Source organism: Xanthomonas sp. F14, assembly GCF_014199865.1.
The window spans coordinates 944,321-969,902 of record NZ_JACHOM010000001.1 but is presented as its reverse complement, the minus strand read 5'-3'; the positions used below and the strand labels follow the sequence as shown (position 1 = coordinate 969,902).

22 protein-coding genes and 1 tRNA gene are annotated in these 25,582 nt (G+C 66.1%); 14 read left to right on the top strand and 9 right to left on the bottom strand.

The genetic code is table 11. The features are described 5' to 3' along the window. Positions 1-13: 13 nt before the first annotated feature. Complete coding sequence (locus tag GGR73_RS04305; protein ID WP_052726698.1) at positions 14-289, bottom strand: hypothetical protein; 276 nt, start codon at positions 287-289, stop codon at positions 14-16. Then, positions 286-1,719 carry a histidine--tRNA ligase gene (gene hisS, locus GGR73_RS04300; protein WP_039527572.1) on the bottom strand — a complete coding sequence of 478 codons (1,434 nt, stop codon included), beginning with the start codon at positions 1,717-1,719 and terminating at the stop codon, positions 286-288. Before hisS ends, GGR73_RS04305 begins: the two co-directional genes overlap by 4 nt. A gap of 245 nt (positions 1,720-1,964) precedes the next feature. Here hisS and GGR73_RS04295 point away from each other — a divergent pair, with 245 nt between their 5' ends. Continuing rightward, positions 1,965-2,588 (top strand): Crp/Fnr family transcriptional regulator, encoded by a 624-nt coding sequence (locus GGR73_RS04295; RefSeq protein ID WP_054592468.1) that lies wholly within the window; start codon positions 1,965-1,967, stop codon positions 2,586-2,588. A 250-nt stretch (positions 2,589-2,838) separates the two neighbouring features. Here GGR73_RS04295 and GGR73_RS04290 read toward each other — a convergent pair whose 3' ends face one another. Both GGR73_RS04290 and thrC read right to left on the bottom strand, forming a co-directional pair. Further along, complete coding sequence (locus tag GGR73_RS04290) at positions 2,839-3,585, bottom strand: murein L,D-transpeptidase catalytic domain family protein (RefSeq protein ID WP_184455778.1); 747 nt, start codon at positions 3,583-3,585, stop codon at positions 2,839-2,841. Positions 3,586-3,686: 101 nt separating this feature from the next. Further along, positions 3,687-4,994 carry a threonine synthase gene (thrC, locus tag GGR73_RS04285; protein WP_126966359.1) on the bottom strand — a complete coding sequence of 436 codons (1,308 nt, stop codon included), beginning with the start codon at positions 4,992-4,994 and terminating at the stop codon, positions 3,687-3,689. 146 nt (positions 4,995-5,140) lie between these two features. On the opposite strand from thrC, the gene GGR73_RS04280 reads away from it, so the two are divergent. Next, positions 5,141-5,455, top strand: coding sequence for an EthD family reductase (locus GGR73_RS04280; protein WP_065032272.1), 315 nt, complete (start codon positions 5,141-5,143; stop codon positions 5,453-5,455). A gap of 74 nt (positions 5,456-5,529) precedes the next feature. On the opposite strand, the gene GGR73_RS04275 is transcribed toward GGR73_RS04280, so the two are convergent. From GGR73_RS04275 to GGR73_RS04265, 3 genes are all read right to left on the bottom strand, one after another. Beyond that, a complete protein-coding gene (locus tag GGR73_RS04275) occupies positions 5,530-6,480 on the bottom strand; it encodes a homoserine kinase (protein WP_184455776.1) in 951 nt (316 codons plus the stop codon). A gap of 29 nt (positions 6,481-6,509) precedes the next feature. Then, positions 6,510-9,017: a bifunctional aspartate kinase/homoserine dehydrogenase I gene (gene thrA / locus GGR73_RS04270; protein ID WP_184455774.1), complete on the bottom strand. Its 2,508-nt coding sequence runs from the start codon at positions 9,015-9,017 to the stop codon at positions 6,510-6,512. Between the two features lie 520 nt (positions 9,018-9,537). Then, positions 9,538-10,026, bottom strand: a complete 489-nt coding sequence (locus GGR73_RS04265; protein WP_184455772.1) for a TspO/MBR family protein — start codon at positions 10,024-10,026, stop codon at positions 9,538-9,540. A 759-nt stretch (positions 10,027-10,785) separates the two neighbouring features. Here GGR73_RS04265 and GGR73_RS04260 point away from each other — a divergent pair. From GGR73_RS04260 to pgaD, 4 genes are read left to right on the top strand one after another with little or no spacing between them, the layout of a single operon-like run. Continuing rightward, positions 10,786-12,744 (top strand): tetratricopeptide repeat protein, encoded by a 1,959-nt coding sequence (locus tag GGR73_RS04260; protein WP_184455770.1) that lies wholly within the window; start codon positions 10,786-10,788, stop codon positions 12,742-12,744. Further along, complete coding sequence (gene pgaB / locus GGR73_RS04255) at positions 12,726-14,624, top strand: poly-beta-1,6-N-acetyl-D-glucosamine N-deacetylase PgaB (RefSeq protein WP_184455768.1); 1,899 nt, start codon at positions 12,726-12,728, stop codon at positions 14,622-14,624. Before GGR73_RS04260 ends, pgaB begins: the two co-directional genes overlap by 19 nt. Before the next feature lie 3 nt (positions 14,625-14,627). After that, entirely contained in the window at positions 14,628-15,881 is a 1,254-nt protein-coding gene (gene pgaC / locus GGR73_RS04250; RefSeq protein ID WP_039527593.1) for a poly-beta-1,6-N-acetyl-D-glucosamine synthase, read from the top strand. Further along, positions 15,878-16,324 carry a poly-beta-1,6-N-acetyl-D-glucosamine biosynthesis protein PgaD gene (gene pgaD / locus GGR73_RS04245; RefSeq protein ID WP_024937760.1) on the top strand — a complete coding sequence of 149 codons (447 nt, stop codon included), beginning with the start codon at positions 15,878-15,880 and terminating at the stop codon, positions 16,322-16,324. Before pgaC ends, pgaD begins: the two co-directional genes overlap by 4 nt. Before the next feature lie 76 nt (positions 16,325-16,400). Here pgaD and GGR73_RS04240 read toward each other — a convergent pair whose 3' ends face one another. Together GGR73_RS04240 and GGR73_RS04235 are read right to left on the bottom strand one after the other, a co-directional pair. Further along, positions 16,401-16,625: a hypothetical protein gene (locus GGR73_RS04240; protein ID WP_184455767.1), complete on the bottom strand. Its 225-nt coding sequence runs from the start codon at positions 16,623-16,625 to the stop codon at positions 16,401-16,403. A gap of 455 nt (positions 16,626-17,080) precedes the next feature. Further along, positions 17,081-17,157: transfer RNA gene (locus tag GGR73_RS04235), tRNA-Arg, on the bottom strand. Between the two features lie 134 nt (positions 17,158-17,291). Here GGR73_RS04235 and amaB point away from each other — a divergent pair. From amaB to GGR73_RS04195, 8 genes are all read left to right on the top strand, one after another. Further along, positions 17,292-18,824, top strand: coding sequence for an L-piperidine-6-carboxylate dehydrogenase (amaB, locus tag GGR73_RS04230; protein ID WP_102252462.1), 1,533 nt, complete (start codon positions 17,292-17,294; stop codon positions 18,822-18,824). 336 nt (positions 18,825-19,160) lie between these two features. Next, on the top strand, positions 19,161-19,445 hold the full coding sequence (locus GGR73_RS04225; RefSeq protein WP_016903110.1) for a DUF4190 domain-containing protein: 285 nt from the start codon (positions 19,161-19,163) through the stop codon (positions 19,443-19,445). A 2-nt stretch (positions 19,446-19,447) separates the two neighbouring features. After that, positions 19,448-20,215: a class I SAM-dependent methyltransferase gene (locus GGR73_RS04220; protein ID WP_184455765.1), complete on the top strand. Its 768-nt coding sequence runs from the start codon at positions 19,448-19,450 to the stop codon at positions 20,213-20,215. A 5-nt stretch (positions 20,216-20,220) separates the two neighbouring features. Then, positions 20,221-21,276, top strand: coding sequence for a quinone-dependent dihydroorotate dehydrogenase (locus GGR73_RS04215; RefSeq protein ID WP_039521311.1), 1,056 nt, complete (start codon positions 20,221-20,223; stop codon positions 21,274-21,276). Continuing rightward, positions 21,273-22,325, top strand: coding sequence for a UDP-N-acetylmuramate dehydrogenase (murB, locus tag GGR73_RS04210; protein WP_184455763.1), 1,053 nt, complete (start codon positions 21,273-21,275; stop codon positions 22,323-22,325). The genes GGR73_RS04215 and murB overlap by 4 nt, the downstream gene beginning before the upstream one ends. After that, the gene (locus GGR73_RS04205; RefSeq protein ID WP_184455761.1) at positions 22,319-23,227 is read left to right on the top strand and encodes a DMT family transporter; all 909 of its coding nucleotides are present in this window, start codon (positions 22,319-22,321) and stop codon (positions 23,225-23,227) included. The genes murB and GGR73_RS04205 overlap by 7 nt, the downstream gene beginning before the upstream one ends. Before the next feature lie 140 nt (positions 23,228-23,367). Next, positions 23,368-24,072, top strand: coding sequence for an aspartate/glutamate racemase family protein (locus tag GGR73_RS04200; protein ID WP_184455759.1), 705 nt, complete (start codon positions 23,368-23,370; stop codon positions 24,070-24,072). Positions 24,073-24,237: 165 nt separating this feature from the next. Next, entirely contained in the window at positions 24,238-25,536 is a 1,299-nt protein-coding gene (locus GGR73_RS04195) for an MFS transporter (protein WP_184455757.1), read from the top strand. The last annotated feature ends 46 nt before the right edge of the window (positions 25,537-25,582 follow it).

Sequence of the window (25,582 nt, the reverse complement as noted above, 5' to 3'; positions counted from 1 at the left end):
GCCTACGACTTCTTTAATCAGCGCGCCACAAGATGTGATCGGCAACGGCACCGAGTTTCAGCGGTGCGAGCGGGGCGTTGTCGATCTTCCAGCGATGGCAAATGACCAGCAACTGCTCAACCGTATCAACATCTACCGGGGCAGTCAGGCGAAGGTGCAGGACACGCCCACTGCCCTCAACATCACGAAAAGCAGGCAAGTCATAAAGCCAATTGAAGAAACGCTCCTCGTCCTCCCTCGCAAAGAAGAGCGGTCCTTCAAGCTGAACTTCGACGATTTCTCGCGTCACTTAAGATGAACGCCCCCGGCCACCAGCATCGCCCTGGCCTGCTCCAGCTCCACCAGCAAGGTGCTGGCCAGCTCGTCGCGGGCCACATCGAACTGCTGCTCGCGCACCAGGTCCTTGACCGCCACCACCCCGCGCGCCAGCTCGTCGTCGCCGGCCAGCACCACGAAGCGGATGCCCGCGCGTGCGGCGTACTGGAACTGCTTGCCGATCTTCTTCGGCTCCATCTGCACTTCGGTATTGATGCCGCCGATGCGCAGCCGGCGCGCGATATCCAGCGCATCGTCCAGGCGCGACTCGTCCATCAGCGCCACCATCGCGTGCACGCTGCTCTCGGCGATGCCCTGGATCAGACCGGCCTCGCGCAGCTGCCAGAACAGCCGGGTCAGGCCGATCGAGATGCCCACGCCGGGCAACTTGGACTTGGTGTAGTGGCTGGCCAGGCTTTCGTAACGGCCGCCCGAGCAGATCGAGCCGATCTGCGGGTGGTCGGTCAGCGTGGTCTCGTAGACGGTGCCGGTGTAGTAGTCCAGCCCGCGCGCGATCGAGAAGTTCAGGCAGTACGCGCTCTCGGGCACGCCCAGCGCCTTCACCAGTTCCAGCACCTCGCGCAGCTCGGCAATGCCCTCGCCCAGCGTCGCGCTCGCAGCGACCGAGGCCTCCAGCGCCTGCAGCTGTGCCAGCGCATCGGCATGCCCGTTCGAGCGCACCGCCACGAAGGCCAGGATCTTGTCGACCTGCGCGGCGGCGATGCCGAAGCCTTCGCCCACCAGCGTGTCGCGCACGTAATCGGCGCCGCGCTTGTCGATCTTGTCGACCTCGCGCAACACCGCCAGCTGCAGCTCGCCCTCGGCCACGCCCAGGCTTTCGAAGAAGCCGCGCAACAGCTTGCGGTTGTTCAACTGCACCTTGAACGCGCCGATGCCCAGCTCGGCGAACACCGCGTGGATCACCGCCAGCACTTCGGCGTCGTAGCGGATGCTCAACGCATCCTTGCCGATCACGTCGATGTCGCACTGGTAGAACTCGCGGAACCGCCCGCGCTGGGCACGCTCGCCGCGATACACGCGCTGCATCTGGTAGCGGCGGAACGGGAAGCTCAAGTCGTGCTCGTGCTCGGCCACGTAGCGGGCCAGCGGCACGGTCAGGTCGAAACGCAGTGCCAGCTCCGGCAGGCCGCCCTCGCCGCCCTCGTCTGCCGCCGCGGCGGCATTGGCCAGCGCGCCGGTGGACTGCACGAAGTAGACCTGGCGCTCGGTCTCGCCGCCGGACTTGGTCAGCAACACATCGGACAGCTCGAACACCGGGGTTTCGACCGGCAGGAACCCGAACCGCTCGTAGTTGCGGCGGATGACGTCCAGCATGCGCTGGAACGCGATCTGCTCGCGCGGCAGCAATTCCATGATGCCGGGCGGCGTACGGGGCTTGATCACGAGCGAAACTCCTGCAGGGCAATGTGGCGAACGCGCAATTCTACCGGCTGCCGGCCGCGCTGACCGCATGGCGTATCATTCACACGCATTCCAGCAGTGCGTGACTCATGTACCGGCAGCTTCCAGACCCCAGCACGACCTGCCCGGCGCCCGGCGCGGCCACGCGCACCGATGCGCGCGGCTCCGACTGCGCACAGTGTGCGGTCCGCGGCCGGGCCATCTGCGCGGCGCTGTCGCCGCAGGAAATGGACGCACTCGACCAGGCCACCAGCGCCCAGTCGTACGCGCCCGGCAGCACCCTGGTGCGCGCCGGTGACACCCGCCACCACGTCTATACGCTGACCTCCGGTGCGCTGCGCATGGTGCGCACGCTGGCCGACGGCCGCCGCCAGGTCACCGGCTTCGTGCTGCCGGGCGATTACGTGGGGCTGACCGAAACCCCGCAGCACCGCCACGATATCGAAGCCATCATCGACAGCCGGGTCTGCCGCACGCCGCTGGCACAGATGCGCCAGTTGCGCGAGCGCTACCCGCAGCTGGAACGCAAGCTGCTGCAGCGTGCCAGCATGGAGCTGGCCGCCGCGCAGGACACCGGCCTGCTGCTGGCGCGCCTGCAACCGGGCGAACGGCTGGCGCACTTCCTGCTGCGACTGGCCGCCCGCTCCACCCAGCCCGGCGCCAGCGGCGACACCGTCGCCCTGCCGATGAGCCGCAGCGATATCGCCGACCACCTCGGGCTGACCGTGGAAACGGTGAGCCGCACCTTCACCAAGCTGCGGCAACAGCAGCTGATCGCGCTGCCGCAATTGCATCTGGTGCAGATCCTGGATTACGCGGCGCTGCGCAGCCTGGCGGGCGATACCGTCTGAGACGCGACGGCCAACAGGACCGATGTAACCAGCGAGCGCACGCACCCATAGGCGCAAGTGGTGCGGATGTTGGCATCAACAATTTCGGATGTTTGCGCGCCCGTCCGCACCAGGCCATCGACCAAGCTTTGCTTTGCGCGTCGCGCAGACAGCAAGCATCGCCGCGCGTGACTGACCCGCAGATTTGAACGCGATGCCGGCACTCCAGGCCGCTCGCGCGATCGTCACCGCCCGCGCCGCCTACAACGACTCAGCGACCGCCCAGATTCGCGCTCGCCACCGACGCGCCGCAGCCGCCGCCCAGCAACCGCGATTGCCGCAGCCAGGCCCGGTCCGGGTAGTAGGCGAATACGAAGGCGCCCTCACGCAAGGTATCGATCAACTGTCGGGCCACCGCCGGACGCACCGCCGGGCAGCCCAGGCTGCGGCCAAGCCGGCCCTGCGTGCGGATCACCGCCTCGCTGACATAGGGCGCGCCGTGGATCACGATCGCGCGGTCGCGCGCATGGTCGTTGAACCCGGGCTCCAGGCCCTTCAGCCGTAACGAATAGCCGTTGTGGCCGGTGTACGACTCCTGCGCGGTGAACGCGCCCAGGCTGGACTGGAAACTGCCGTCGTCGTTGGAAAACTTGGCCGCCAGGTTGTTGCCGGTATTGCGCCCGTGCGCCACCCATTCCTGGAACAGCAGCCGCTGCCGCTCCAGATCGAACACCCACAGCCGGCGCTCGGTCGACGGCCGGCTGTAGTCGATGACGCTGAGCACGCGTTCGGCGCCCACCTGCTGGCGCTGCCGCGCGCATTGCAGCGCCTCGGCCGCCAGGGCCAACACCTGGCGATCCAGCGACGGCGCCTGCCGCGCCAACGCATCGACCAGACCGATACGCGGTGCGCCCAGCCCCGGCAACGGTGCGGCGGAGATGGCATCGGCCGCACTGGCCGTTCCAGCCGCTGACCAACCGCACAACGCGGCGGCAACGGCGATCACTCGATAAGACATGCAACGACCCACATCGGACGCGGCGCCATGGCGGAACCGCACCCCCTACAAATAGCCGCATGTGCGGCACTTTCCAACCCCGGCAGGCTGAACGCGTTCGGTCAGGCCGCATCCGCAAGCAGGCGCTGCCGGAACGCCGCGTAGTCCGGCGCCAGCGTTTCGGCATGCGCAGGACGCTGCAGCAGCGCGGCCAGTGCCGTCGGCACCTCCACCTCACGCCCGATCAGCGGCTCGACCACGCCCTCGAACTTGGCCGGATGTGCGGTGGCCGCCACCGCCCATTCGCCGGTGCCGCCCTCGGCCCCTTCTGCGCGCAGCTGCTCCAGCACATGCACGGCGGTGGCGGTATGCGGGCAATGCACTTCGCCATAGCGCGCAAAGCGCTGCTGCACGGTGTGGCGGATCGCGGCATCGTCCACCGAGAGCGCACGGAAGGCCTCGCGCAGCGCCGCATCGTCGCCCTGGTAGAGCCAGCGCAGCCGTTCGAAGTTGCTCGGCGCACCCACGTCCATCGCATTGGCCAGCGTGGCGATGCTGGGCTGCGGCGCGTAATCGTCGCCGGCAAAATAATCCGGCAACACATGATTGGCATTGGACGCCAACGCGATACGGCCCAGCGGCACACCGAGCGCGCGCGCCAGGATCGCCGCCAGCCCGTTGCCCAGATTGCCGGTGGGCACCACCAGATTCAGCGCCGCCCCCGCCCCGGCATGGTGCTGCAGGGCGGCGTGCGCGTAATAGCTCATCTGCGGCAGCAAGCGGCCCAGGCTGATGCTGTTGGCCGAACTCAGCGGCAGCTGCGCCTGTAGGTCGGCATCGTTCAAGGCCTGCTTGATCATCGCCTGGCAATCGTCGAACGAGCCGGCCACGCGCAGGGCGTGGATGTTGTCGCCGAAGCAGCCCAGCTGATGCGCCTGGCGCGGCGACACGCGCCCGTCCGGATACAGCACCACCACGCGCAGACCCGGCTGGCGGTGGAATGCCGCGGCCACCGCAGCGCCGGTGTCGCCGGAGGTGGCAACCAGGATGGTGAGCGGGCGGTCTTCGGCACGGCGCAGGCGGGTCAGGCAGGCGGCAAGAAAGCGTGCGCCGAAATCCTTGAACGCGGCGGTCGGGCCATGGAACAGCTCCAGCGCGTAATCGCCGGGCGTGCCCAGGGCCACCAGCGGCGCCGGGAAGTCGAACGCTTCGGCACAGATGGCCGGCAGCTCGGCCGCCAGCGCATCGCCGTCGAAGAACGGCTGCAGCAACGTGGCGGCGGTGTCGGCCAAGGTGGTGCCGGCCGTCAGCGTGCGTGCCGGTGGCAGGGTCTGCGGCACGTACAGGCCGCCATCGGGCGCCAGGCCGGCGGCAATCGCCTGGCTCAGGCTTGCGGCGGGCGCGCGGCCACGGGTGGAGAGAAAGTTCATGGTGACGACTCCAGACAAGACGAAGACGGGGCGTTGCCCGTGAATGAGAAGGCCGGACACTGCGGCATGGCCGCGCCGCGTTGCGGCGGCGCCCGGCAAGGGCGGCGCAGCGCTATGCTGCGCGCACCTTCCAGTGGAGCCGGCAGATGATCAAGGTCAGCGTGATGTACCCCTACCGCGAAGGCGCCCGCTTCGACCATGCCTACTACCGCGACTCGCACATGCCGCTGGTGAGCGCGCGGATGGGCGCGGCCTGCCTGCGCTACACGGTGGACAAGGGCATCAGCGGCGGCGAGCCGGGCAGCCCCCCGGCCTTCATCGGCATGTGCCATATCTTCTGCGAGTCGGTGGAGGCCTTCGGCGCTAGCTTCGGGCCGCACGCCGAGGAGATTCTCGCCGATATCGCCAACTACACCGATCTTGCGCCGGTCATGCAGATCAGTGAGGTCGTGGTCGGTTGAAGCGTGCCTTGCGCGCTGCACGGCATGCCTGCCGTGCGCGGGCGATCGATCGACGACGACATCCGCGCGATGGCTCATGCGAGCAACCGCGCGGCCGGGCTGGCGATCGGGGACACCCAGTGCTGGCTGTCCAGGCCAACACCTGCGAAGGCGGCCTTGACCGATGCGGCGGCCGCGTCGGCGGCCGCGCGCGATGCGAACCAGGCGAACACACTGGGGCCGGCGCCGGAGATGCTGGCGCCCAAGGCATCGTGACCCAGCGCGGCCTGCTTGGCAGCGGCAAAGCCGGCGATCAACGGCGCGCGGCGTGGTTCGACCAGCACATCGCGCAGGCCCGCCCGCACCAGCCCCGCATCGCCGGCATGGCAGCCGGCCAGTACCAAGGCCAGGTTGGTGCTCTGCGCGACGAACTCGCGCAGCTGATAGTCGCCGGCCAGGGCTTCGCGCGCGCGGCGGGTTTCCAGCACCGCATCCGGATGCACAAGCAGGCTGTGCCACGCCGCCGGCACGCTGATCGGCACCAGACGCTCCAGCGTGCACAGCACCAGGCCGCCCAAAAACAACGGGCCAAGATTGTCGCCGTGGCGGCTACCGCTGGCCACCGCCTCGCCATCGAGTGCGTGCTGATACAGCTGCTCGTTACTCAGCGGCGCATCCAGCAGCGCGTTGGCGGCAACCAACGCCGCCACGCATGACGCTGCCGAGCCGCCCATGCCCGAACTCAAGGCGATGCCTTTGTCGATTTCGATTTCAAAGCCGAACGGCAGCGCCAACGCCGCGCGCAACGACATCAAGGCCGCACCCGCCGTGTTGCGTTCGGCATCCAGCGGCAAGGCCACGGTGGTGCCGCGGATGGCGGCGATGCGCACCACAGGCGCATCGATGCGCCGCACCGTGACGGTGTCGCCGACGCCGTCGATGGGATAGCCGAGCAGATCGAATCCCACCGCCACATTCGCCACCGAGGCCGGTGCAAAGGCGCGTGCCTGGCCAAGCTCGCGCGCAGCGATCGCCACCTGTTGCATCTCCGCGGACTGGTCTGCAACCGCCTGATTCACAAGCGTGCCCCCTCGCCCGCCGCCACCCGCAGCAGATCGGCAAACACGCCGGCCGCGGTGACCTCCGGGCCAGCGCCTGGGCCTTGCACCACCAACGGGTTTTCGCAGTAGCGGCGCGTGGTGAACTGCACCACGTTGTCGGTCAGGCGCAAGTTGGCGAACGCGTGATCGGCCGGCAGTTCGACCAGGCCGACGCTCGGTGCGCGATCCGGCGGCAGCTGCGCGACATAGCGCAGCACATTGCCGCGTGCACGTGCGTCGGCCAGGCGCTGCGCGAACGTCGCATCCACCTCATGCAGGCGCGCCATGAAATCGTCCACGCTGGCCTGACGCAGTGCTTCAGGCACCAGGCTCTCGACCTGCACATCTTCCAGGCTGATCTCGCGCCCGGCTTCGCGCGCCAGGATCACCAGCTTGCGCGCCACATCCACGCCGGACAGATCGTCGCGTGGATCCGGTTCGGTATAGCCCATGCCGCGCGCCTGCGTCACCAGCTCGGCGAACGGCACGCTGCCGTCGTACTTGTTGAACAGCCAGGCCAACGTGCCGGAAAAGATGCCCTCGATCGAGGTCACCGCATCGCCGGTATCGACCAGATCGCGCAGCGTGGTGATCACCGGCAAGCCGGCGCCCACGGTGGCTTCGTAACGGAAGCGCGCGCCGCTGGCATCGGCCGCCGCACGGATCGCCTGATACCGCTGCAACGGACCGGAGCCAGCCTGTTTGTTCGGCGTCACCACATGGATGCCGGCAGCCAACCAGTCCGCGTAGCGATCGGCCACTTCCGCGCTGCCGCTGCAATCGATGATCACCGTATGCGGCAGATGCGCGGACAACAGGTGCGTGGTGAAACGCTCCAGATCGGTCGCGGTGGCTGCAGAGGCGAAGGCATCGCGCCAGTTGCCGACCAGGCCGCGCTCGTCCAGCAGCATGCGGCCGCGCGAGACCACTGCGCGAAGGCGCAGATCCAGGTTGGCCTTGCCCAGCAACTGCGGCTGCGCAATGCGCAACTGGTCCAGCAACGCCGCACCCACGTTACCCGGGCCGATAACGCCCACCGAGAACGTCTGCGGCGACAGCCAGAAGCCGGCATGCGCAGCGCGCAAGGCCTTGGTCGCATGCGCTGCGTCGATGGCCACCGAGATGTTGCGCTCCGACGAACCCTGTGCGATCGCCAGGATATTGACCTGCGCACGCCCCAGTGACTCGAACAGCCGCGCCGCCACACCCGGCTGCCCGGCCATGCCATCGCCCACTGCGGCGAGCACACTGATGCCGGTGGTCAGCTGCACACGCTGCACCTGACCGACCGTGAGTTCATGCGCAAACGCCTGCAGCAAGGCATTGCGTGCGCGCTCGGATTCATGCTGCTTGACCACGCAACAGATCGAATGCTCGGACGAGCCCTGCGAGATCATCACCACCGACACCTGCGCCGTGCGCAGCGCCGCGAACACCCGCTCGGCGGTGCCGGGCACGCCGATCAATCCGGTGCCCTCCAGATTCAGCACGGCCAGGTCGGGGCTGAGCGTCAGCCCCTTGATCGGCCCGCTCACCGCGCTGCTGGCAGTGATGCGCGTGCCCGGATGTTCCGGCTGGAAGGTGTTGCGGATGATGATCGGCAAACCGCGTTCGATCGCCGGCGACATGGTCTGCGGATGCACCACCTTGGCCCCGAAGTACGCCAGTTCGCAGGCCTCGTCGTAGCTCAGCGTTTCCAGCTGCACTGCTTCGGGCACCACGCGCGGGTCGGCCGACAGCACGCCGTCCACATCGGTCCAGATATGCAGCTCATCGGCATCGAACAAGGCCGCGAAGATCGCGCCGGAATAATCGCTGCCATTGCGCCCCAACGTGGTGATGCGGTCGGCGCGGTCGCGCGCCACGAACCCGGTGACCACCACGCGCGTCTGCGGATGCGCCTGGCGCCAGGTCGCAAGGCGCTGCGCGCTGGTGTCCCAGTCCACATCGACACCGAGTTCGCCGCGATTGACCACCAGCACCTCACGCGCATCCAGCACCGCACAATCCTCGCCAAGCGCGCGGAAATGGTCGCCCAGCAACTGCGCCGAATACACCTCGCCCAGGCCTTGCACGCGGTCGAGCACCTCGCGCGGCAACTCGCCGATCACCGCCAATGCACCGAGGATTTGCGACAGGTGCTCGAAGCGCTCGTCCAGCCACTCCACCGTCGGCCCGGAATGCTCGCCCAGCAGGGCCACCGCCGCACCGCGATGGCGCGCCCGCGTCTCATGCCAGCGCTCGCGCCATTCGGGGCGGTTCTGCGCGGCCAGTTCGGCCAGCGCGATCAAGGCATCGGTCACCCCCTTCATCGCCGACGCCACGGTAACCTGCACCGACTCGTCGCGTGCCAGCAACAACTGCGCCACATGCCGGTAGCGCTCGGCATCTGCCACCGACGTGCCGCCGAATTTGTGCACGATGGTGCGTGCGGAAGATGCGGCAACAGCGGCGGGTTCGAGCAAAACAACAGGCGATGACATCGACAGACCTCGTTAGGGAGGCCCCGTCCGCATCAGATGAGGGAGGAAAGCCCCCGCATCCTGATCCGGGTGCGGGGCCGTTGTTTTCGGAAGTTACGCGAAGACGACGGGCCGCACCGGGCGAATGGTGACGGTGGTAATGGTGGTGGTAATGCCGGCCACGCCCGCACCCGGCCGCAGCTGCGGCTGACAGGTAAGCGAAGCGTTGGCGCAGGCGTTATGCATGTACGCAAAAGACATCACCGGGCCGAGGCCTGTCAAGCGCTGTGTATCAAACCAACCTTGCGCAACGCGGCGCCTATACAGAAAGCCTTGCGGGACAAAGATTTAAGCAAGGCAGTCCCAAACGATTGATTGCTATGGAAACTTTTTATGCGCCGGACCAAGCGCTGCTTGCGCAGCATCCCATAGTGAGACCTGGTGCTAGACGACGTCGGATCCGGCTGATGCGAGTAGCCGCCGCGCACCCTTCTCGCGCCAAACGCAGAGGTGCATCAGCCACTTTTGATCCATACAACCCTTAGCCAAGCACCTGCGGATTGAGCTGCCACACCGCATAGTTCAACGCCGCCGCAAAACTCACCCACAGAAGATACGGAACTAGCAACCACGCAGCCACCCGCTGCCACTTGGCGAACGCTACGATCGTCAGCACCAACGCCATCCACAGCGCCGCGATATCGACAAACGCCCAAGCACCCATGTGCCAGGCAAAGAACAACCAGCTCCACAACCCGTTCAACCCCAACTGCAGCACGAACAGACCCAGCGCCCCACGCGCACTGCTCCACCCACCGCGCCGCCAGACCAGCCACGCCGATATCGCCATCATCCCGTACAGCACAGTCCACACCGGCCCGAATAACCATCCCGGCGGTGCCCAGTCCGGCCGCTGCAAGCCGGCGTAGAAACTCGCCGCTTGGATCGATGCCGCCGCTCCCAGGGCCGCCACCAGATAGCACAGCACCAACCAGCCCAGCAGCCCCAACCATCGCGATTTACTCATCATGTCGCCATCCAATCTGGTTACAACCCACTTTTAAAAAAGTCGTTCACCGCAACGCAAAATTTCATACCTCTGCAGCGGCAGATTCCGACGCGGTAAATTCGGATACATAATTGACACATCAACGCCCAATTTAAAACCCCTGCCCTTTAGTAAGCCACCTAAAATCCCGGCTTTTACATGAAAATTAATTCAGACAGCCCGCCAAACCCTTAACCAAGGGGTCAACTAAATAACCATTCCGACGCAGATTAGAAAAAAAACCATTCTCACAAAAATCCAATTGCACGCTTAGGTGAAAATTTATATTTACTTAATCGCGATGATGGGGTAGTCGTGCTGGGCTGCTTAACGCCGAACTTTATCGCACCGAACCCTGCAGCCTGTTCAATGAGCCTCTCCACACACATGTGCGGTTACGCCAGTGATCAACATAGCCCACTTGTGGTCATTGATTCGACACTTAAATGTGACTTAAGTCGCATTTAAAGCGGACTGATCCGATGAAGATCGCGTTAAATTCGTGATGACGTAGGCTTTACATAGGCATACGCAGTATCGCCAGTCGTCATACGCCTGGACCGCTAATGCACTGCCTTTTCCCCCAGCTTTTGCAACCACGTGCGTCGCGGTTGTCCTGACCGCACGGGCGCACTCACTCCTCTGCTCAGCCTCGCTTTGATCGCCGCATGTGTGCCCCAGGCGCACAGTGGTGAAGTGCGGCCTAACGGGGTGACTGATGCCTCCACCGCCCTTACTCCCATGCAGCAGGCTGAGCAGTTGCGCGCCCAGCAACGCCATGCGGATGCCTTGGCCATCTATGAGCGTGTACTGCGTGCGAACCCACGGGACCGTGGCGCCTATGCCATGCGTGCGATCACGCTGAGCGACCTCGGCAGCGCACAGCTCGCAGCAGAGGCCGTGTGGCGGCATCCGGACTGGTTCTCGCAGCAGGAGCGCGAGCGCATCGAAAACGATCGTGTCGCCCGCATGATCGGGTGGGCCAGCGCCGAACCCATCGACACCGCACACCGCTATGCCGAGACCGACCAGGCCCTGGTCAATGTCGCCCGCATCGAACGCGAATCACCGCCGACGCTGACGTGGGAAGCCACGCGGCTGCGCGTCGACAGCCTGGTCGCGCTCAACCAGCGGCAGCGCCATCGCGACGTCGTGGCCAACTACCAGGCGTTGAAGGCGGAAGGTATCGAGGTTCCCGCCTATGTACTGCCGACGGTCGGCGATTCGCTGATGGGCCTGCGTCGCCCGGCCGAGGCCGAAGCCGTGCTCCGGCAGGCCCTGCAGCACAATCCCGACGACTTCAATACGCAGCTGCTGCTGGGCTATGCCTTGCTCGAGCAGGAACGCTTCGACCTGGCGATGCCGCTGTTTGAAAGACTCGCGGCCACGCAGGCGCCGTGGCCGCGCCGCAACGGCGCCAGCAGCGGCTACGAAAATTGGGATCGCTTCAGCGCAGACATTGCCCTGGCCACCGCACGCTCGGCGGCCAACCACAATCGCGACGCAGACGCCCTGTTGCGCGAACGTGTGGCCATCGGCCCCGACAATGCGGAGCTGCAGGCGGCACTGGCCTCGATCGAATTCCGTCGCGGGCACCCGAGCGCAGCGCTGCAACGCAACGCGATGGCATTGACGCTGGATCCGCACCAGAAACAGGCGCGCAGTGGCGTGGTCGAAGCGCAGCGCGATCTGGATCGCCTGGATCTGGCCGCAGCGACTTTTGCGCCGCTGCGCAAGGAATATCCGGATGACGCCGGCCTGCAGCGGCTTGGCGCCTCGCTGGAACGTCAACGCGGCTGGCAGGTACATCTCAGCCATGCGCGCGGCCGCAGCGACAACGACACCCTGACTAACAGCACTTCGCCGCTCGGCAACGACTTCGGCAGCACGCTGCTGGAAGCCGAATCGCCGCTGCTCGGCGAGCGCTGGCGCGTGGGATTGCGTGCACGCGACGATTGGGCCGATTTCCAGGACACGCGCGTGCGTTATCGCAGTTTCTGGCTGGGCGCGCACTACCGCTACGACCGCCTGGATGTCAGCGCCTACGGCGGACGCGCGCTCGACGAATTCGATCGCGATGGCACCGCCTGGGCGCTGGATGCCGGCTGGCGGTTTTCCGATGCCTGGTACGGCAGCCTGGCTTGGCGCACACGCGATCCGGACGCCTCATTGCAGGCACGCCGTTTCGGCATCACCGGCGACAGCATCGGTGCCGCCCTGCGCTGGACACCCAACGACGAAAGCCGTTGGGAACTGCAGGCACGCCAGCTGCGCTACAGCGACGGCAATCGGCGCGATCAGCTGGATCTGTCCGGCAGCCAGCGACTGTGGGCCAGCCCGCACCTGCTGCTGGATGGCCTGTTCGCCGCTTCGGCCGGACGTGCCGAAGACGACCGCGCCGTCAATTACTTCAATCCGCGCCGCAACTCTGCGGTGGCCGCCGGCGTGCGCATCGATCAGATCGGCTGGCGTCGCTACGACTACGCCTTCCGGCAGCGGCTGGAGGTCACCGTCGGGCCGACTTATCAGTCCGGCTTCGGCAGCCAGTGGGTGCCCAGCGCGGCCTACCGGCACCTGTGGTCGCTGGGCGACGGCAGTGCGCTGAGCTACGGCGTGAGCTGGTCGCGCCCGGTCTACGACGGCCAGCGCGAACAACAACTTGGATTCGACCTGGATTTCCGATGGGGAGGTACGCCTTGATCCGCCTGCCGCTGTTGCTGGTCGCCTTGCTGCTGATGACGTTCGCGTCGTCGGCGCAGGCGGGCCTGCTGGTGCTCAGCTACCACGATATTCGCGACGACGTCGCCGCCAAGGGCGATCCCGATCGTTATGCGGTGTCCACCAGCAACTTCGCCGCGCATCTGGACTGGCTGCGCTCGCACGCCTACCACCCGGTGAGCGTGCAGCAGGTCCTGGATGCACGTGCCGGCAGGCGCACCCTGCCCTCCAGGCCAGTGTTGCTGACCTTCGACGACGGCTTGCGCAGCGTCTACACACGTGTGTTCCCGCTATTGCAGGCCTATGGCTATCCCGCGCTGGTTGCCCCCGTCACCAGCTGGGTTGAATTACCGGCCGGCCAGGTAGTGCCCTATGGCCATCGCGATTTCACCCACGATGATTTCGTCACCTGGGCGCAACTGCGCGAAATGCAGGACAGCGGCCTGATCGAAATCGGCTCGCACAGCGATGATCTACACAAAGGTATCCCCGGCAATCCATTTGGCAATCAGACCCCGGCAGCGGTCACCCGTCGTTGGGAGGCGGGCAAGGGCTATGAGAGCGAAGCGGATTATCGCCAGCGCATCCAGACCGATCTGCGCCATAGCCGCGACGCCATCGTGGCGCATCTGGGCAAACCGCCGCGCGCCATGGTGTGGCCGTATGCCGCTTACAACCGCGCCAGCAACGCCATTGCCGCGCAACTGGGCATGACGCTCAGCTTCGACCTGGAAGGCCGTTCGCACGAAGCCGATATCGGCCAGCAGGGCCGCGACCGCGTGGACGGGCAATCGCTGGCCAGCCTCGGCCGCCTGTTGCTGTTCAACAACCCCGATGTGCGCGACTTGGCCGGCGAACTGCGACGCGACCTGTCGCGCGACGGCCTGCGTGCGATCCAGATCGATCTGGATTACGTCTACGACCCGGACCCGGCGCAGCTGGCACGCAACCTCGACATCCTGGTCCAGCGCATCAAGGACATCGGCCCCAGCCATGTATTCCTGCAGGCCTTCGCCGACCCGGATGGCGATGGCGCAGCCGATGCGCTGTACTTCCCCAACCGGCATCTGCCGATGCGCGCGGATCTGTTCGGGCGTGTGGCCTGGCAGCTGCGCACCCGTGCAGGGGTGCGCGTGTTTGCCTGGTTGCCGGTGCTGGGCTTCCATCTGCCCGACGCGCAGCAGCAGGCGGCGCTGCAGATTCGCGGCAAGGACCCGAAGGATGTGCCGCGCCTGGATCCGGGCAATCCGCGCACGCATCAGCTGGTCGCCGACATCTACGAAGACCTGGCCGCCAACACCTACTTCGAAGGCCTGCTGTTCCACGACGATGCCTATCTGCGCGACGACGAAGTGCCTGCCTACGGCAATGGCGATCCTGCCACGCGCACGCAGCAGCTGATCGGCTTCACCCAGGAGCTGAAAGCAGCCGCCGAACGCTGGCGCCCCAAGCTGGTGACCGTGCGCAACCTGTTCGCGCAGCCAGTGCTGCAGCCGCATAGCGAGGCCTGGTTCGCGCAGCGCCTGGACGCATTTGCTTCGGCCTACGACTACACCGCGCTGATGGCGATGCCGTACATGGAGCAGGCCGACGACCCGCAACAGTGGCTGCAGCAGCTGGCGCAGCGGGTCGGCCAGCAGCCGCATGGTTTCGAGAACACCATTTTCGAACTGCAGACCGTGGATTGGCGCACCGGCAAGCCCTTGCCGGAGGGCGTGCTGCTCGAACACAGCAAGTTGCTCCTGGCTGCGGGCGTGCGCCACCTGGCGTACTACCCCGACGACTTCATCGGCGGCCACCCGTCTCTTACCGAAGCGCGCGAGGCCATGTCGGCTCGGCAATTCCCATATATCGAGCGGTAGCCGATGACGACCAGCCTCCTGTTGGGCGCCCTGTTCAACTTCGCGTTTTTCTATCCCATCATCATGGCGTTCTTCTGGATGATCGGAGGCACGTACTACTACCTGCGACGCGAACGCGGCACACCGGGTCCCTCGTCGCCGCCACCGTTGGCCAGCGAGCCGTTCGTGTCGTTGCTGGTGCCCTGCTACAACGAGGCCAAGCATGTCGGCGAAACCATCGCCGCGATGAGTGCGCAGAACTACCCGGACTTCGAGATCATCGCCATCAACGATGGCAGCAGCGACGACACCGCCCAAGCGCTCGACGATCTCACCCACCAGCATCCGCGCCTGCGCGTGGTGCACCTGGAGCAGAATCATGGCAAGGCCAACGCGCTGCGCGTCGGCACGCTGGCGTCGCGCTCGGACTATCTGGTGTGCGTGGATGCCGACGCCATCCTGGACCCGAACGCCACCCGCTGGATGGTCGGCCACCTGATCTCCGGCCCGCGCGTCGGCGGCGTCACCGGCAACCCGCGGGTGCGTAACCGCACCACGCTGATGGGCCGCATGCAGGTGGGCGAATTCTCCGCCATCGTCGGTTTGATCAAGCGTGCGCAGCGTGTTTACGGGCGGCTGTTCACCGTGTCGGGCGTGATCTGCGCGTTCCGGCGGTCGGCGCTGCATCACGTCGGCTTCTGGTCCGACAACATGGTCACCGAAGACATCGACATCTCCTGGCGTCTGCAGCTCGACGACTGGGATATCCGTTACGAACCCAACGCGCTGTGCTGGATCCTGATGCCGGAGACCTTTCGCGGCCTGTGGATGCAACGCCTGCGCTGGGCGCGCGGTGGTGTGGAAGTGTTGCTGAGCCATGGCCGCCGCGTGCTGTCCTGGCGCAGCCGACGCATGTGGGGCGTGCTGCTGGAATATGCGCTCAGCCTGGCCTGGGCCTACACGATGCTCTTCATCATCGTGCTGTGGCTGCTCGGCAAGGTCATCCCGCTGCCGCCTGCCCTGTACGTCGACACCATCCTGCCGCGTTGGCATGGCCTGGTGCTGGCGGTGGTGTGCCTGATGCAGTTCGCCACCAGCCTGGTGATCGAACGCCGCTACGAAAAAGGCCTGGCGCGCCAGTTCTTCTGGGTGATCTGGTATCCGGTCGCCTTCTGGATGATCGGCATGCTCACTGCCGTCATCGCCTTCCCCCGTGCCCTGCTCGCGCGCCGCAGCAAACGCGCCCGCTGGAAAAGCCCCGACCGAGGAATCCAATGACACCGCCCATCATCAACCTGCCGCAACGCCTCGGCCGCTCGCGCCGCCTCGCCTACGGCGCCGCCACCGCTGGCGCCTGGATGGTCTACTTCTATCTGTGGGCACCCCTGGCAACGCTGATCGCCTGGTTCTTCGGCCTGCGCAGCGCCTACACGGAGCTGTATCTCAAGCACAACGCGCTGGATCCGTTCGCACTGGGCGCCCTGCCGGTAATCGCCCTGATGAGCGCCATCACCACCGTCGGCTGGGCCGAGTACAACCGCATCCGCTTCGCCAAGGCCGATCAACGCAAACGCCGCCGCACCGTGCTCGAACCGGAAGTCGATCAACGCCTGGGCGTCCCCGAGCAACTCGGCAGCCTGCTGCGCCATAGCCGCATCTCATCGGTGGCGATGGATAAATTTGCAAGGCCGGTAGGGGTGCGGGTTGTGCGGCATGGGTGAGAAAGGTGGCGTTTGCGCAACGACAAACGAACTAGGGCCTGTTTTGCGCGGGCAGGTCTTGGCCCGTAAGCGCTAGTCAGGAAGGTATCGGAACGCCCTCACCGGTGACGCCCCGGATCTTGGCAATAACACGCTCAGCGTGTTCTCTCGCCTCACGTTCATTGCGAAATTTGAAGTCACGCAGCCAAAGCATATGACGTGCCCGGCCTTCGAGGCGCCTGCTCAAAATGCCGGCCACGGGCTTCCCCTTTTCATCCGTCTCCACATGGGCGGAAACTGTCCACCCATCAATTTCGCGCATGGGCATATCCATCTTTCCTTAGACGCAGCGGAGCCTGCTTGCCCGCACCGCAGCAAGTCAAGTAACCAGCGGTGCGCTAACTCGCTCGTTAGCCTCTGCGAGGCGCAAGTGCCTACCTCCGCTGGCACCAGAGCGGCGTACCTCACCGCATCTGCCTCGGACGCCTCGGCGCTCATAAAGCTGAAGAAATACCAGCAGCGAAAGAAGCTGAGCCGACGCATGGCGTACGCATCCTTGCGCGCCTGCCACTGGTGAGCGTCTACCTTGAGTGGTACGTGGATTGGTACGCGGCCAATCCCCCCGCTACAGCAGGCAAGGCGCGAGGGGAATTGAAGCGCTTCATCGCCAACTTCGGCCACGCGAGCACGCTTGTGGCAACTGTGGCAGTCGGCTGTGGATATGTCTCTAAATCTGGCAAGACCCGAAAAGAAAATCGGCGCTAATTCGTTGATTCATGGTGACCCCGGCCCGATTCGAACGGGCGACCTTCCCCTTAGGAGGGGGACGCTCTATCCAGCTGAGCTACGGGGCCAAGGTCGGCATTGTCGCACGATCGTTGCGATTGCCAAGCCGGCGGGTGGTCGGCGGAGCCTGCTAAAATCGGCGGCTACCGTGTCGTGGGGGGCCGCTGGCCGCCACGCGACCGTCCCGACCTTTGGAGATCCCATGTCCGCTGACCTGCTCAAGGCGCTCGACCTCGCCGCGTCCAATTCCGGTACCTATCTTGGCGAGGCGACCTGGTCGCAGGCCACCGGCGCCGGGGTGCTGCAGCCGCTCAATCCGACCACCAACGCGGTGATCGCCGAGGTGCAGGCCACCACGCCGGAAGACTACGAGCTGATCGTCCAGCGTGCACAGGCCGCCTTCAAGGTGTGGCGGACCACGCCTGCGCCGCGCCGTGGCGAAGCCGTTCGCCTGTGTGGCGAGGCGCTGCGTGCGCACAAGGATGCGCTGGGCTCGCTGGTGGCGCTGGAAATGGGCAAGAGCAAGCCCGAGGGCGACGGCGAAGTACAGGAGATGATCGACATCGCCGACTTCGCAGTCGGCCAGAGCCGCATGCTGTACGGCTACACCATGCACTCGGAGCGGCCGGGCCACCGCATGTACGAGCAGTACCAGCCGCTGGGCCTGGTCGGCATCATCAGCGCGTTCAACTTCCCGGTGGCGGTGTGGGCGTGGAATGCGTTCCTGGCGGCCATCTGCGGCGATATCTGCATCTGGAAGCCGTCCAACAAGACCCCGCTGACCGCGATCGCGACGATGAAGATCTGCAATGCGGCATTGAAGGACGCCGGCTTCCCGGACATCTTCTTCCTGATCAACGATGCCGGCACGGCGCTGTCGCAGAAGTTGGTGGAAGACACCCGCATCCCGCTGATCAGCTTCACCGGTTCGACCCAGATCGGTCGCGTGGTTGCGGAAAAGGTCGCGCACCGCCTGGGCCGTTGCCTGCTGGAGCTGGGCGGCAACAACGCCATCATCCTGGACGAAACCGCCGACCTGAAGCTGGCCATCCCGGGCATCGTGTTCGGCGCGGTGGGCACCGCCGGACAGCGCTGCACCACCACGCGCCGCCTGATCGTGCACGCATCCATCTACGACAACGTGCTGGCCACGCTGGTCAAGGCGTACAAGCAGCTCGACAGCAAGATCGGCGACCCGACCGACCCGGCAAACCTGATGGGCCCGCTCAACAGCCAGGGCGCGGTAGAGCAGTTCCTGGCCTCGATCGCCAAGGCCAAGGCCGCTGGCGGCACGGTCGAAGTGGGCGGCACCGCGATCGACCGCCCCGGCAACTTCGTGCTGCCGGCCATCGTCACCGGGCTGCAGAACAGCGACGCGGTGGTGCAGCACGAGACCTTCGCGCCGATCCTGTACGTGATGAAGTACAGCACGCTGGACGAGGCGATCGAGCTGCAGAACGGCGTGCCGCAGGGCCTGTCGTCGTCTATCTTCACCCAGAACCTGAAGGCGGCCGAGAAGTTCCTGTCGGCGGCCGGCAGCGACTGCGGCATCGCCAACGTCAACATCGGCACCTCGGGTGCGGAGATCGGCGGTGCGTTCGGTGGCGAAAAGGAGACCGGCGGTGGCCGCGAATCCGGCTCGGATGCGTGGAAGGTCTATATGCGTCGCCAGACCAATACGATCAACTACTCCGACTCGCTGCCGCTGGCGCAGGGCATCAAGTTCGATCTTTGATCGAGGTGCAGCGCGCCGGGCATCGAGCCGGCGCGCTGTCGCAAGCGTACCGGAGCATGGCTGCCACGTTGCGCCTGCGCACGGCTCGGCCAATCAGCGGCGGCCTGGTGCCTGGATCATTTGCAGTGAGTCACGCTGTTGCGCACGACCTCGGTGCTCAACGTTTCATCGGCCGCTAGTCCCGATGTCGGGCACGGCCAGAGATGCAGCCTCGCCCATTCCGGTCAAAACCGGCCACGCACCGCGTCAGGCCGCGGACGGCACGCCATTCGGGCGGCGGCTCTGGGATAATCGGCCCACGCCAGCCGTCGGCTGCCGCCACTTCAGGAGTTCATGATGAACGTCGTCGTTCGACAGACCAGTGCCATGGCCATCGTCAGCCTGGTCTCGGGCATTCTCGGCTGGACGCTGATCCCGTTCCTCGGCAGCCTCTGCGCCATCATCACCGGCCACCTGGCGCGCGGCGAAATCCGCCGCAATCCGCAGGGGCTGGACGGCGACGGGCTGGCCATCGGCGGGCTGATTCTTGGCTGGCTGGCGGTTGCGCTCTGGGTGGCAGGGGTGGCGATCTTCATCCTGTTCTTCGGCGGCCTGGCCTGGCTTGCGGCCGCCAACAGTTGAGCATGGCCGCCCCCTCCTCCGCCCAACGCTTCAACGACCGCGTCGCGGCCTATGTGCGCTACCGGCCGAGCTATCCGCCGCAGCTGCTGCGCTGGCTGCACGAAGAGCTGGGCCTGACGCCGGCAATCCCGGTGGCCGATATCGGTGCCGGCACCGGCATCTCCAGCCGGCTGTTTCTGGAGGCCGGTTATCCGGTCACGGCGGTGGAACCCAACCCGGCCATGCGCGCAGCCGCGCAGCAGTGGCTGGCGGAGTTCCCCAAGTTCCGCGCGGTCGACGGCACTGCCGAGGCCACCGGGCTGGCCGATGCCAGCGTCGGCTTGGTGTCCGCGGCGCAGGCCTTCCACTGGTTCGACGTGCAGGCGGTGCGTGCCGAGTGGGCGCGCATCCTGCAGCCCGGCGGGCTGGCGGTGATCTACTGGAACAGCCGCGAGCTGGACACCACCGACTTCCTGCGCGGCTACGAGCAATTGCTGCTGGACTACGGTACCGACTATTCGGCCGTGGCCGAACGCTATCAGGACGATGCCACCATGCAGGCGTGGTTCGGCGAAGGCTTCCGCGCGATGGCACGCTTTCCGAATGTGCAACGGCTGGACTTCGATGCCTTGCGCGGCCGGCTGCTGTCTTCGTCGTATGCGCCGCTCGCGCATGACCCACGCCATGCCCCGATGCTCGCCGCACTGCGCACGCTGTTCGACGCGCATGCGCGCGACGGGCTGATCGACTTCCAATACCAGACCCGGGTGTTCGCCGGGGGATTGAACTGACCCGCATGTATTCGCTTGCCCGCCCCTTGCTGTTTTCCCTCGATGCCGAGCGCGCCCACGCGCTGGCATTGCGCTCCATCGATGTCGCCTACCGCACCGGCACCACGCCGCTGCTGGCCAAGCGCCCGGTGCCGCTGCCGACGCCGGCCTTCGGTCTGATGTTTCCCAACCCGGTCGGGCTCGGTGCCGGCCTGGACAAGAACGGCGAACACATCGATGCGCTGCTCGCGCTGGGTTTCGGCTTCGTCGAGATCGGCACGGTGACGCCGCGGCCGCAGGAAGGCAATCCCAAACCGCGTATGTTCCGTTTGCCGGAATACCAGGCGGTGATCAACCGCATGGGCTTCAACAACCTGGGCGTGGACGTGCTGGTGGCCAACGTGCAACGCGCGCGGCGTCGCGGCGGCCTGCTCGGTATCAACATCGGCAAGAACAAGGACACGCCCAACGAGGAAGCCACCAGCGACTACCGCTATTGCATGGAGCGCGTATACCCGCTGGCCGACTACATTACGGTCAACATCTCGTCGCCCAACACTGCCGGCTTGCGCGAACTGCAGGAAGAACAGGCGCTGCGCCGGCTGATCGCCGATCTGCGCGACACCCAGGAAGCCCTGGCCGCGCAACACGGCAAGCGCGTGCCGATGCTGGTGAAGGTAGCGCCGGATCTCAACGATCGCGACATCGATGCGGCCGCGCGCGTGCTGGCCGATCTGGCGGTGGATGGTGTGATCGCCACCAACACCACGGTAACGCGCACCCTGATCGCCAACCATCCGCTGGCTGCCGAGGCCGGCGGCCTGTCGGGCGCGCCGCTGCTGGGGCAATCCACGCTGGTGCTGCGCCGCCTGCGCGCGCGTTTGCCGGAGTCGATTCCGTTGATCGGCGTGGGCGGCATCAACTCCGGTGCGGATGCGGTGGCCAAGATGGCGGCCGGCGCGACGCTGGTGCAGTGCTACAGCGGCCTGGTCTATCGCGGGCCGCCGCTGATCGGCGAATGCGTGGACGCGATCCGTCGCCGCCGCGAAGCGCCCAGCGGTGGTGCGGTGTCGCCGCTATGAGCGCTGCAGCGCAGGCCGGCTGGCGCTTGAGCGAACACGCGCCCCTGCGCGCGCTCAATACCTTTCATGTCGATGCCACGGCGCGCTGGTTGCTGAGCATCCACGCACCCGATGCCTTGCCGCAGGCGCTGGCAGCGCCGGAGATCGCCGGGCAACCGCTGCTGGTATTGGGCAGCGGCAGCAACGTGCTGCTGGCCGGCGACCCGCCGGGCTGCGTGCTGTGTTTCGAGAACCGCGACATCGCCATCATCGCGCACCACGCCGACCACGCCATCGTGCGCGCCGGTGCCGGCGTCAACTGGCACGCGCTGGTGCTGTATTCGCTGCAGCAAGGCCTGTCGGGGCTGGAGAATCTGGCCTTGATTCCCGGCACTGTCGGCGCCTGCCCGATCCAGAACATCGGCGCATACGGCGCGCAGGTGGGCGACTTCATCCATGTGGTGGATGCCTTCGATCTGCATGCCCAGCAGTTCGTGCGGCTGACCGCGGCCGAGTGCGCCTTTGCCTATCGCGACAGCGTGTTCAAGCAGCAGCCGGAGCGTTATCTGATCGTCGCGGTGGAATTCAATCTGCCGCTGCTGCACGAGTTGCGGCTGGACTACGCCGGCATCCGCGAGGAGCTGGCCAGCATGGGCGCCGACCTGGCCGGTGCCGCCGATGTGGCGCAGGCGGTGATCAACATCCGTCGGCGCAAACTGCCGGACGCGGATGTGCTCGGCAATGCCGGCAGCTTCTTCAAGAATCCCTTGCTGCCCAGCGAGCAGATTGCCGCGCTGCAGGCCACCTTTGCCGATATGCCGGTCTACCCCGGCGAACAGCCCGGCCAGGGCAAGTTGTCGGCGGCCTGGTTGATCGAGCAGTGCGGCTGGAAGGGCCGGCGCGAAGGCGATGCCGGGGTGTCGCCGGATCACGCCCTGGTGCTGGTCAATTACGGCACCGCCAGCGGTGCGCAGCTGCTGGACTTTGCGCGGCGCATCGCCGAATCGGTGCGCGAGCGTTACTCGGTGATCCTGGAGCCGGAGCCGCGCATCATCGGAGCGCATTGGTGACAACGCAGCAGGCATCACGACGTGCTGCGCTGTGGATGCTCACCAGTACCTTCGCCTTCGGCCTGATGGCCATCTGCATCCGGCTGGCGTCGGGCACGATCGCCACCACCGAGATCGCGTTCTTTCGCAATGCGTTCGGGCTGTTGGCCCTGTTGCCGCTGATCCTGCGCGCCGGCAAGGCGCCGCGCACGCGGCAATTGCCGCAGTACCTGGCACGCACCCTGATCGGCCTGGCGTCGATGCTGTGCGGGTTCTGGGCGATCGGCCACCTGCCGTTGTCGCAGGCGATCTCGCTGTCGTATTCCACCCCGTTGTTCGTCACCGTGCTGGCCGTGGTGTGGCTGCACGAACAGGTGCGCCTGCGCCGCTGGCTGGCGGTGGCGGCCGGATTCATCGGCGTGTTGGTGATCCTGCGGCCAGGCTCGTCCACTTTTACGCCCGGTCTGCTGATTGCGCTGCTGGCAGCGGTGATCAGCGCCGTGGTGGCGATCCAGATCAAGCAGCTCTCGCGCAGCGACGACTCGGACACCGTGGTGTTCTACACCTATGTGTTCTGGGTGCCGATGTCGCTGATTCCGGCACTGTTCCAGTGGAGCTGGCCGCAGGGCATCGACTGGCTCTGGCTGGCGGCGACCGGCATCTTCGGCACCGCCGGCCAGCTGTTCTGGACGCGCGCGCTCAAGCTTGGCGAAGTCTCCGCACTGCAGCCGATCAGCTTCATGCAGCTGCCGCTGGTGGCGCTGCTGGGCTGGTGGCTGTTCGGCGAGGCGATCGAACGCCATACCCTGATCGGCGCGGCCATCATCATCTGCGCCAATGTCTACATCGCCCATCGTGAAAGCGTGCTGGCGCGTCGCGCCGCCACGCACGCACCGCTGGAAGGCGCAAAACCGGGCGAGTGATCGACCGTCTGCGAGCGGCCTGACCGGCCCGCGCGATGGCGTGGCGACGATGCCGACGTACACTGCGCTGGTACGCGCTCCCCGGGTATCGAAGGGGCGATGCGCACGCACTTCGTTGACTGTTCCAATGTGAGGTCGGCATGCCGGTTCCAAGCAAAACCATCGGCCTGATCGGCGGCATGAGCTGGGAATCCACCCTGCCCTATTACCGCATCATCAACCAGCGGGTGCGCCTGGCTTGCGGCGGCCTGCATTCGGCCAGGCTGTTGCTGTACAGCGTCAATTTCCATGAGATCGAGCGCCTGCAACACGCCGGCGACTGGGACGGCGCAGGCCAGGCAATGGCGGCAGCGGCGCGCGCGCTGCATGCCGGCGGTGCCGACTTCCTGGTGCTGTGCACCAACACCATGCATTGCGTTGCCGATGCGATCACCTCCGCAACGCCGTTGCCCTTGCTGCATATCGCCGATGCCACCGCCGATGCGTTGATTGCCGCGGGCGTCACCCGGGTCGGGCTGCTCGGCACGCGTTTCACCATGGAACAGCCGTTCTATCGCGAGCGCCTGGCTGCGCGTGGCCTGCAGGTGCTGGTACCGCCGGCCGACGCACGCGCGCAACTGCATCGGGTGATCTACGACGAACTCTGCCAGGGCATCATCCGGCCGGAGTCGCGCGGCTATTTCCGCAAGGTCATGGCCGACCTCGGCCAGCACGGTGCGCAAGCCATCATCCTGGGCTGCACCGAGATTTCGCTGCTGGTGGACAGCAGCGATGCGCAGCTGCCGTTATTCGACACCACTGCACTGCATGCCGAAGCGGCGGCGCACGCAAGTGTGCGCGACTGATCGGCACCGAAGGCGCAGCCAGCGCGCCTTTCCCGAAGTGCATGCGCCTGGCCGTGGCGGGCAAGCGTGCAAGTTGCGCGTTGCCGCAGCAATGGCACGGATGACTCATACCTCACTGCTCCAGCACGCGCATGCGCGCGGGCACCTGCCACAGGATGTCATGCCTTGAAGACCCCTTCCGCAACAGGCACTGCACCCACAAGCCAGCTCACACGCGGCGATTACAAGACCCTTGCCCTGTCCGCGCTGGGCGGCGCGCTGGAATTCTACGACTTCATCATCTTCATCTTCTTCGCGACGGTGCTGGGAGAGCTGTTCTTTCCGCCGGGCATACCGGACTGGATGCGGCAGTTGCAGACCTTCGGCATCTTTGCTGCCGGCTACCTGATCCGTCCGCTGGGCGGGATCGTGATGGCGCACTTCGGCGATCTGCTCGGTCGCAAGCGCATGTTCGCGCTGAGCATCGGATTGATGGCCTTGCCGACGCTGGCCATCGGCGTGCTGCCGACCTATGCGCAGATCGGCCTGGCCGCCCCGCTCCTGCTGCTGACGATGCGGTTGCTACAGGGCGCAGCCATCGGCGGCGAAGTCCCCAGCGCATGGGTCTTCGTTGCAGAACACGTGCCTGCGCAACGCAGGGGACTGGCCTGCGGAACACTGACCGCCGGCCTGGCCGCAGGGGTGTTGCTCGGTTCGCTCAGCGCCGGGGCGATCAATCGCGCCTTCACGCCGCAGGAAATCGCCGACTATGCCTGGCGCCTGCCGTTCCTGGCCGGCGGCCTCTTCGGCCTGCTTTCCGTATATCTGCGGCGTTGGCTGCACGAAACACCGGTGTTCGCCGAGCTGATGGCGATGCGTGCCGTCGCGCGCGAAACGCCGCTCAAGCTGGTGCTGCGCGATCATCCACGCAGTGTGGCGCAGTCGTTGTGGCTGACCTGGATGGTGGCAGCCGGGGTGCTGGTGGTGTCGTTGATGACGCCGACGCTGCTGCAGAGCGCGTACCACTACCCGGCAGCGGTCGCCTTGCAGGTCAACCTGCTCGCGGTCCTGCTGCAGGCGATCGGCTCTATCGTGGCCGGCGCCTTGTCCGATCGCTACGGCAACGGACGCGTGCTGCTTGCCGGCAGCGTGTTCCTGGGCGCCAGCGCCTGGCTGTTCTATCGCCTGGCCGGTGATCCGCAGTTGCTGTTCCCGCTGTACGCCCTGCTGGGCGCGGCGCTAGGCGTCCTGGGAGCGGTTCCGCGCGTCATGGTCGAAGCGTTTCCGCCGGTGGTGCGCCTGTCCGGCGTGTCGTTCGCCTACAACCTGGGCTATGCGGTATTCGGTGGCCTGACCCCGCTGGTGGTGGTGATGTTGCTCAAGCAACACCCGATGGGCCCGGCGTATTACATGATTCTGCTGGCTGCAATCGGCAGCGTGATCGGGCTGCAGTTGTGGCGCCGGGAGCGCGTACGTCGTTACTGAGTCAAGGCAGTACCTGTCTGCGCCACGCTCGGCACCCGCATTTTTC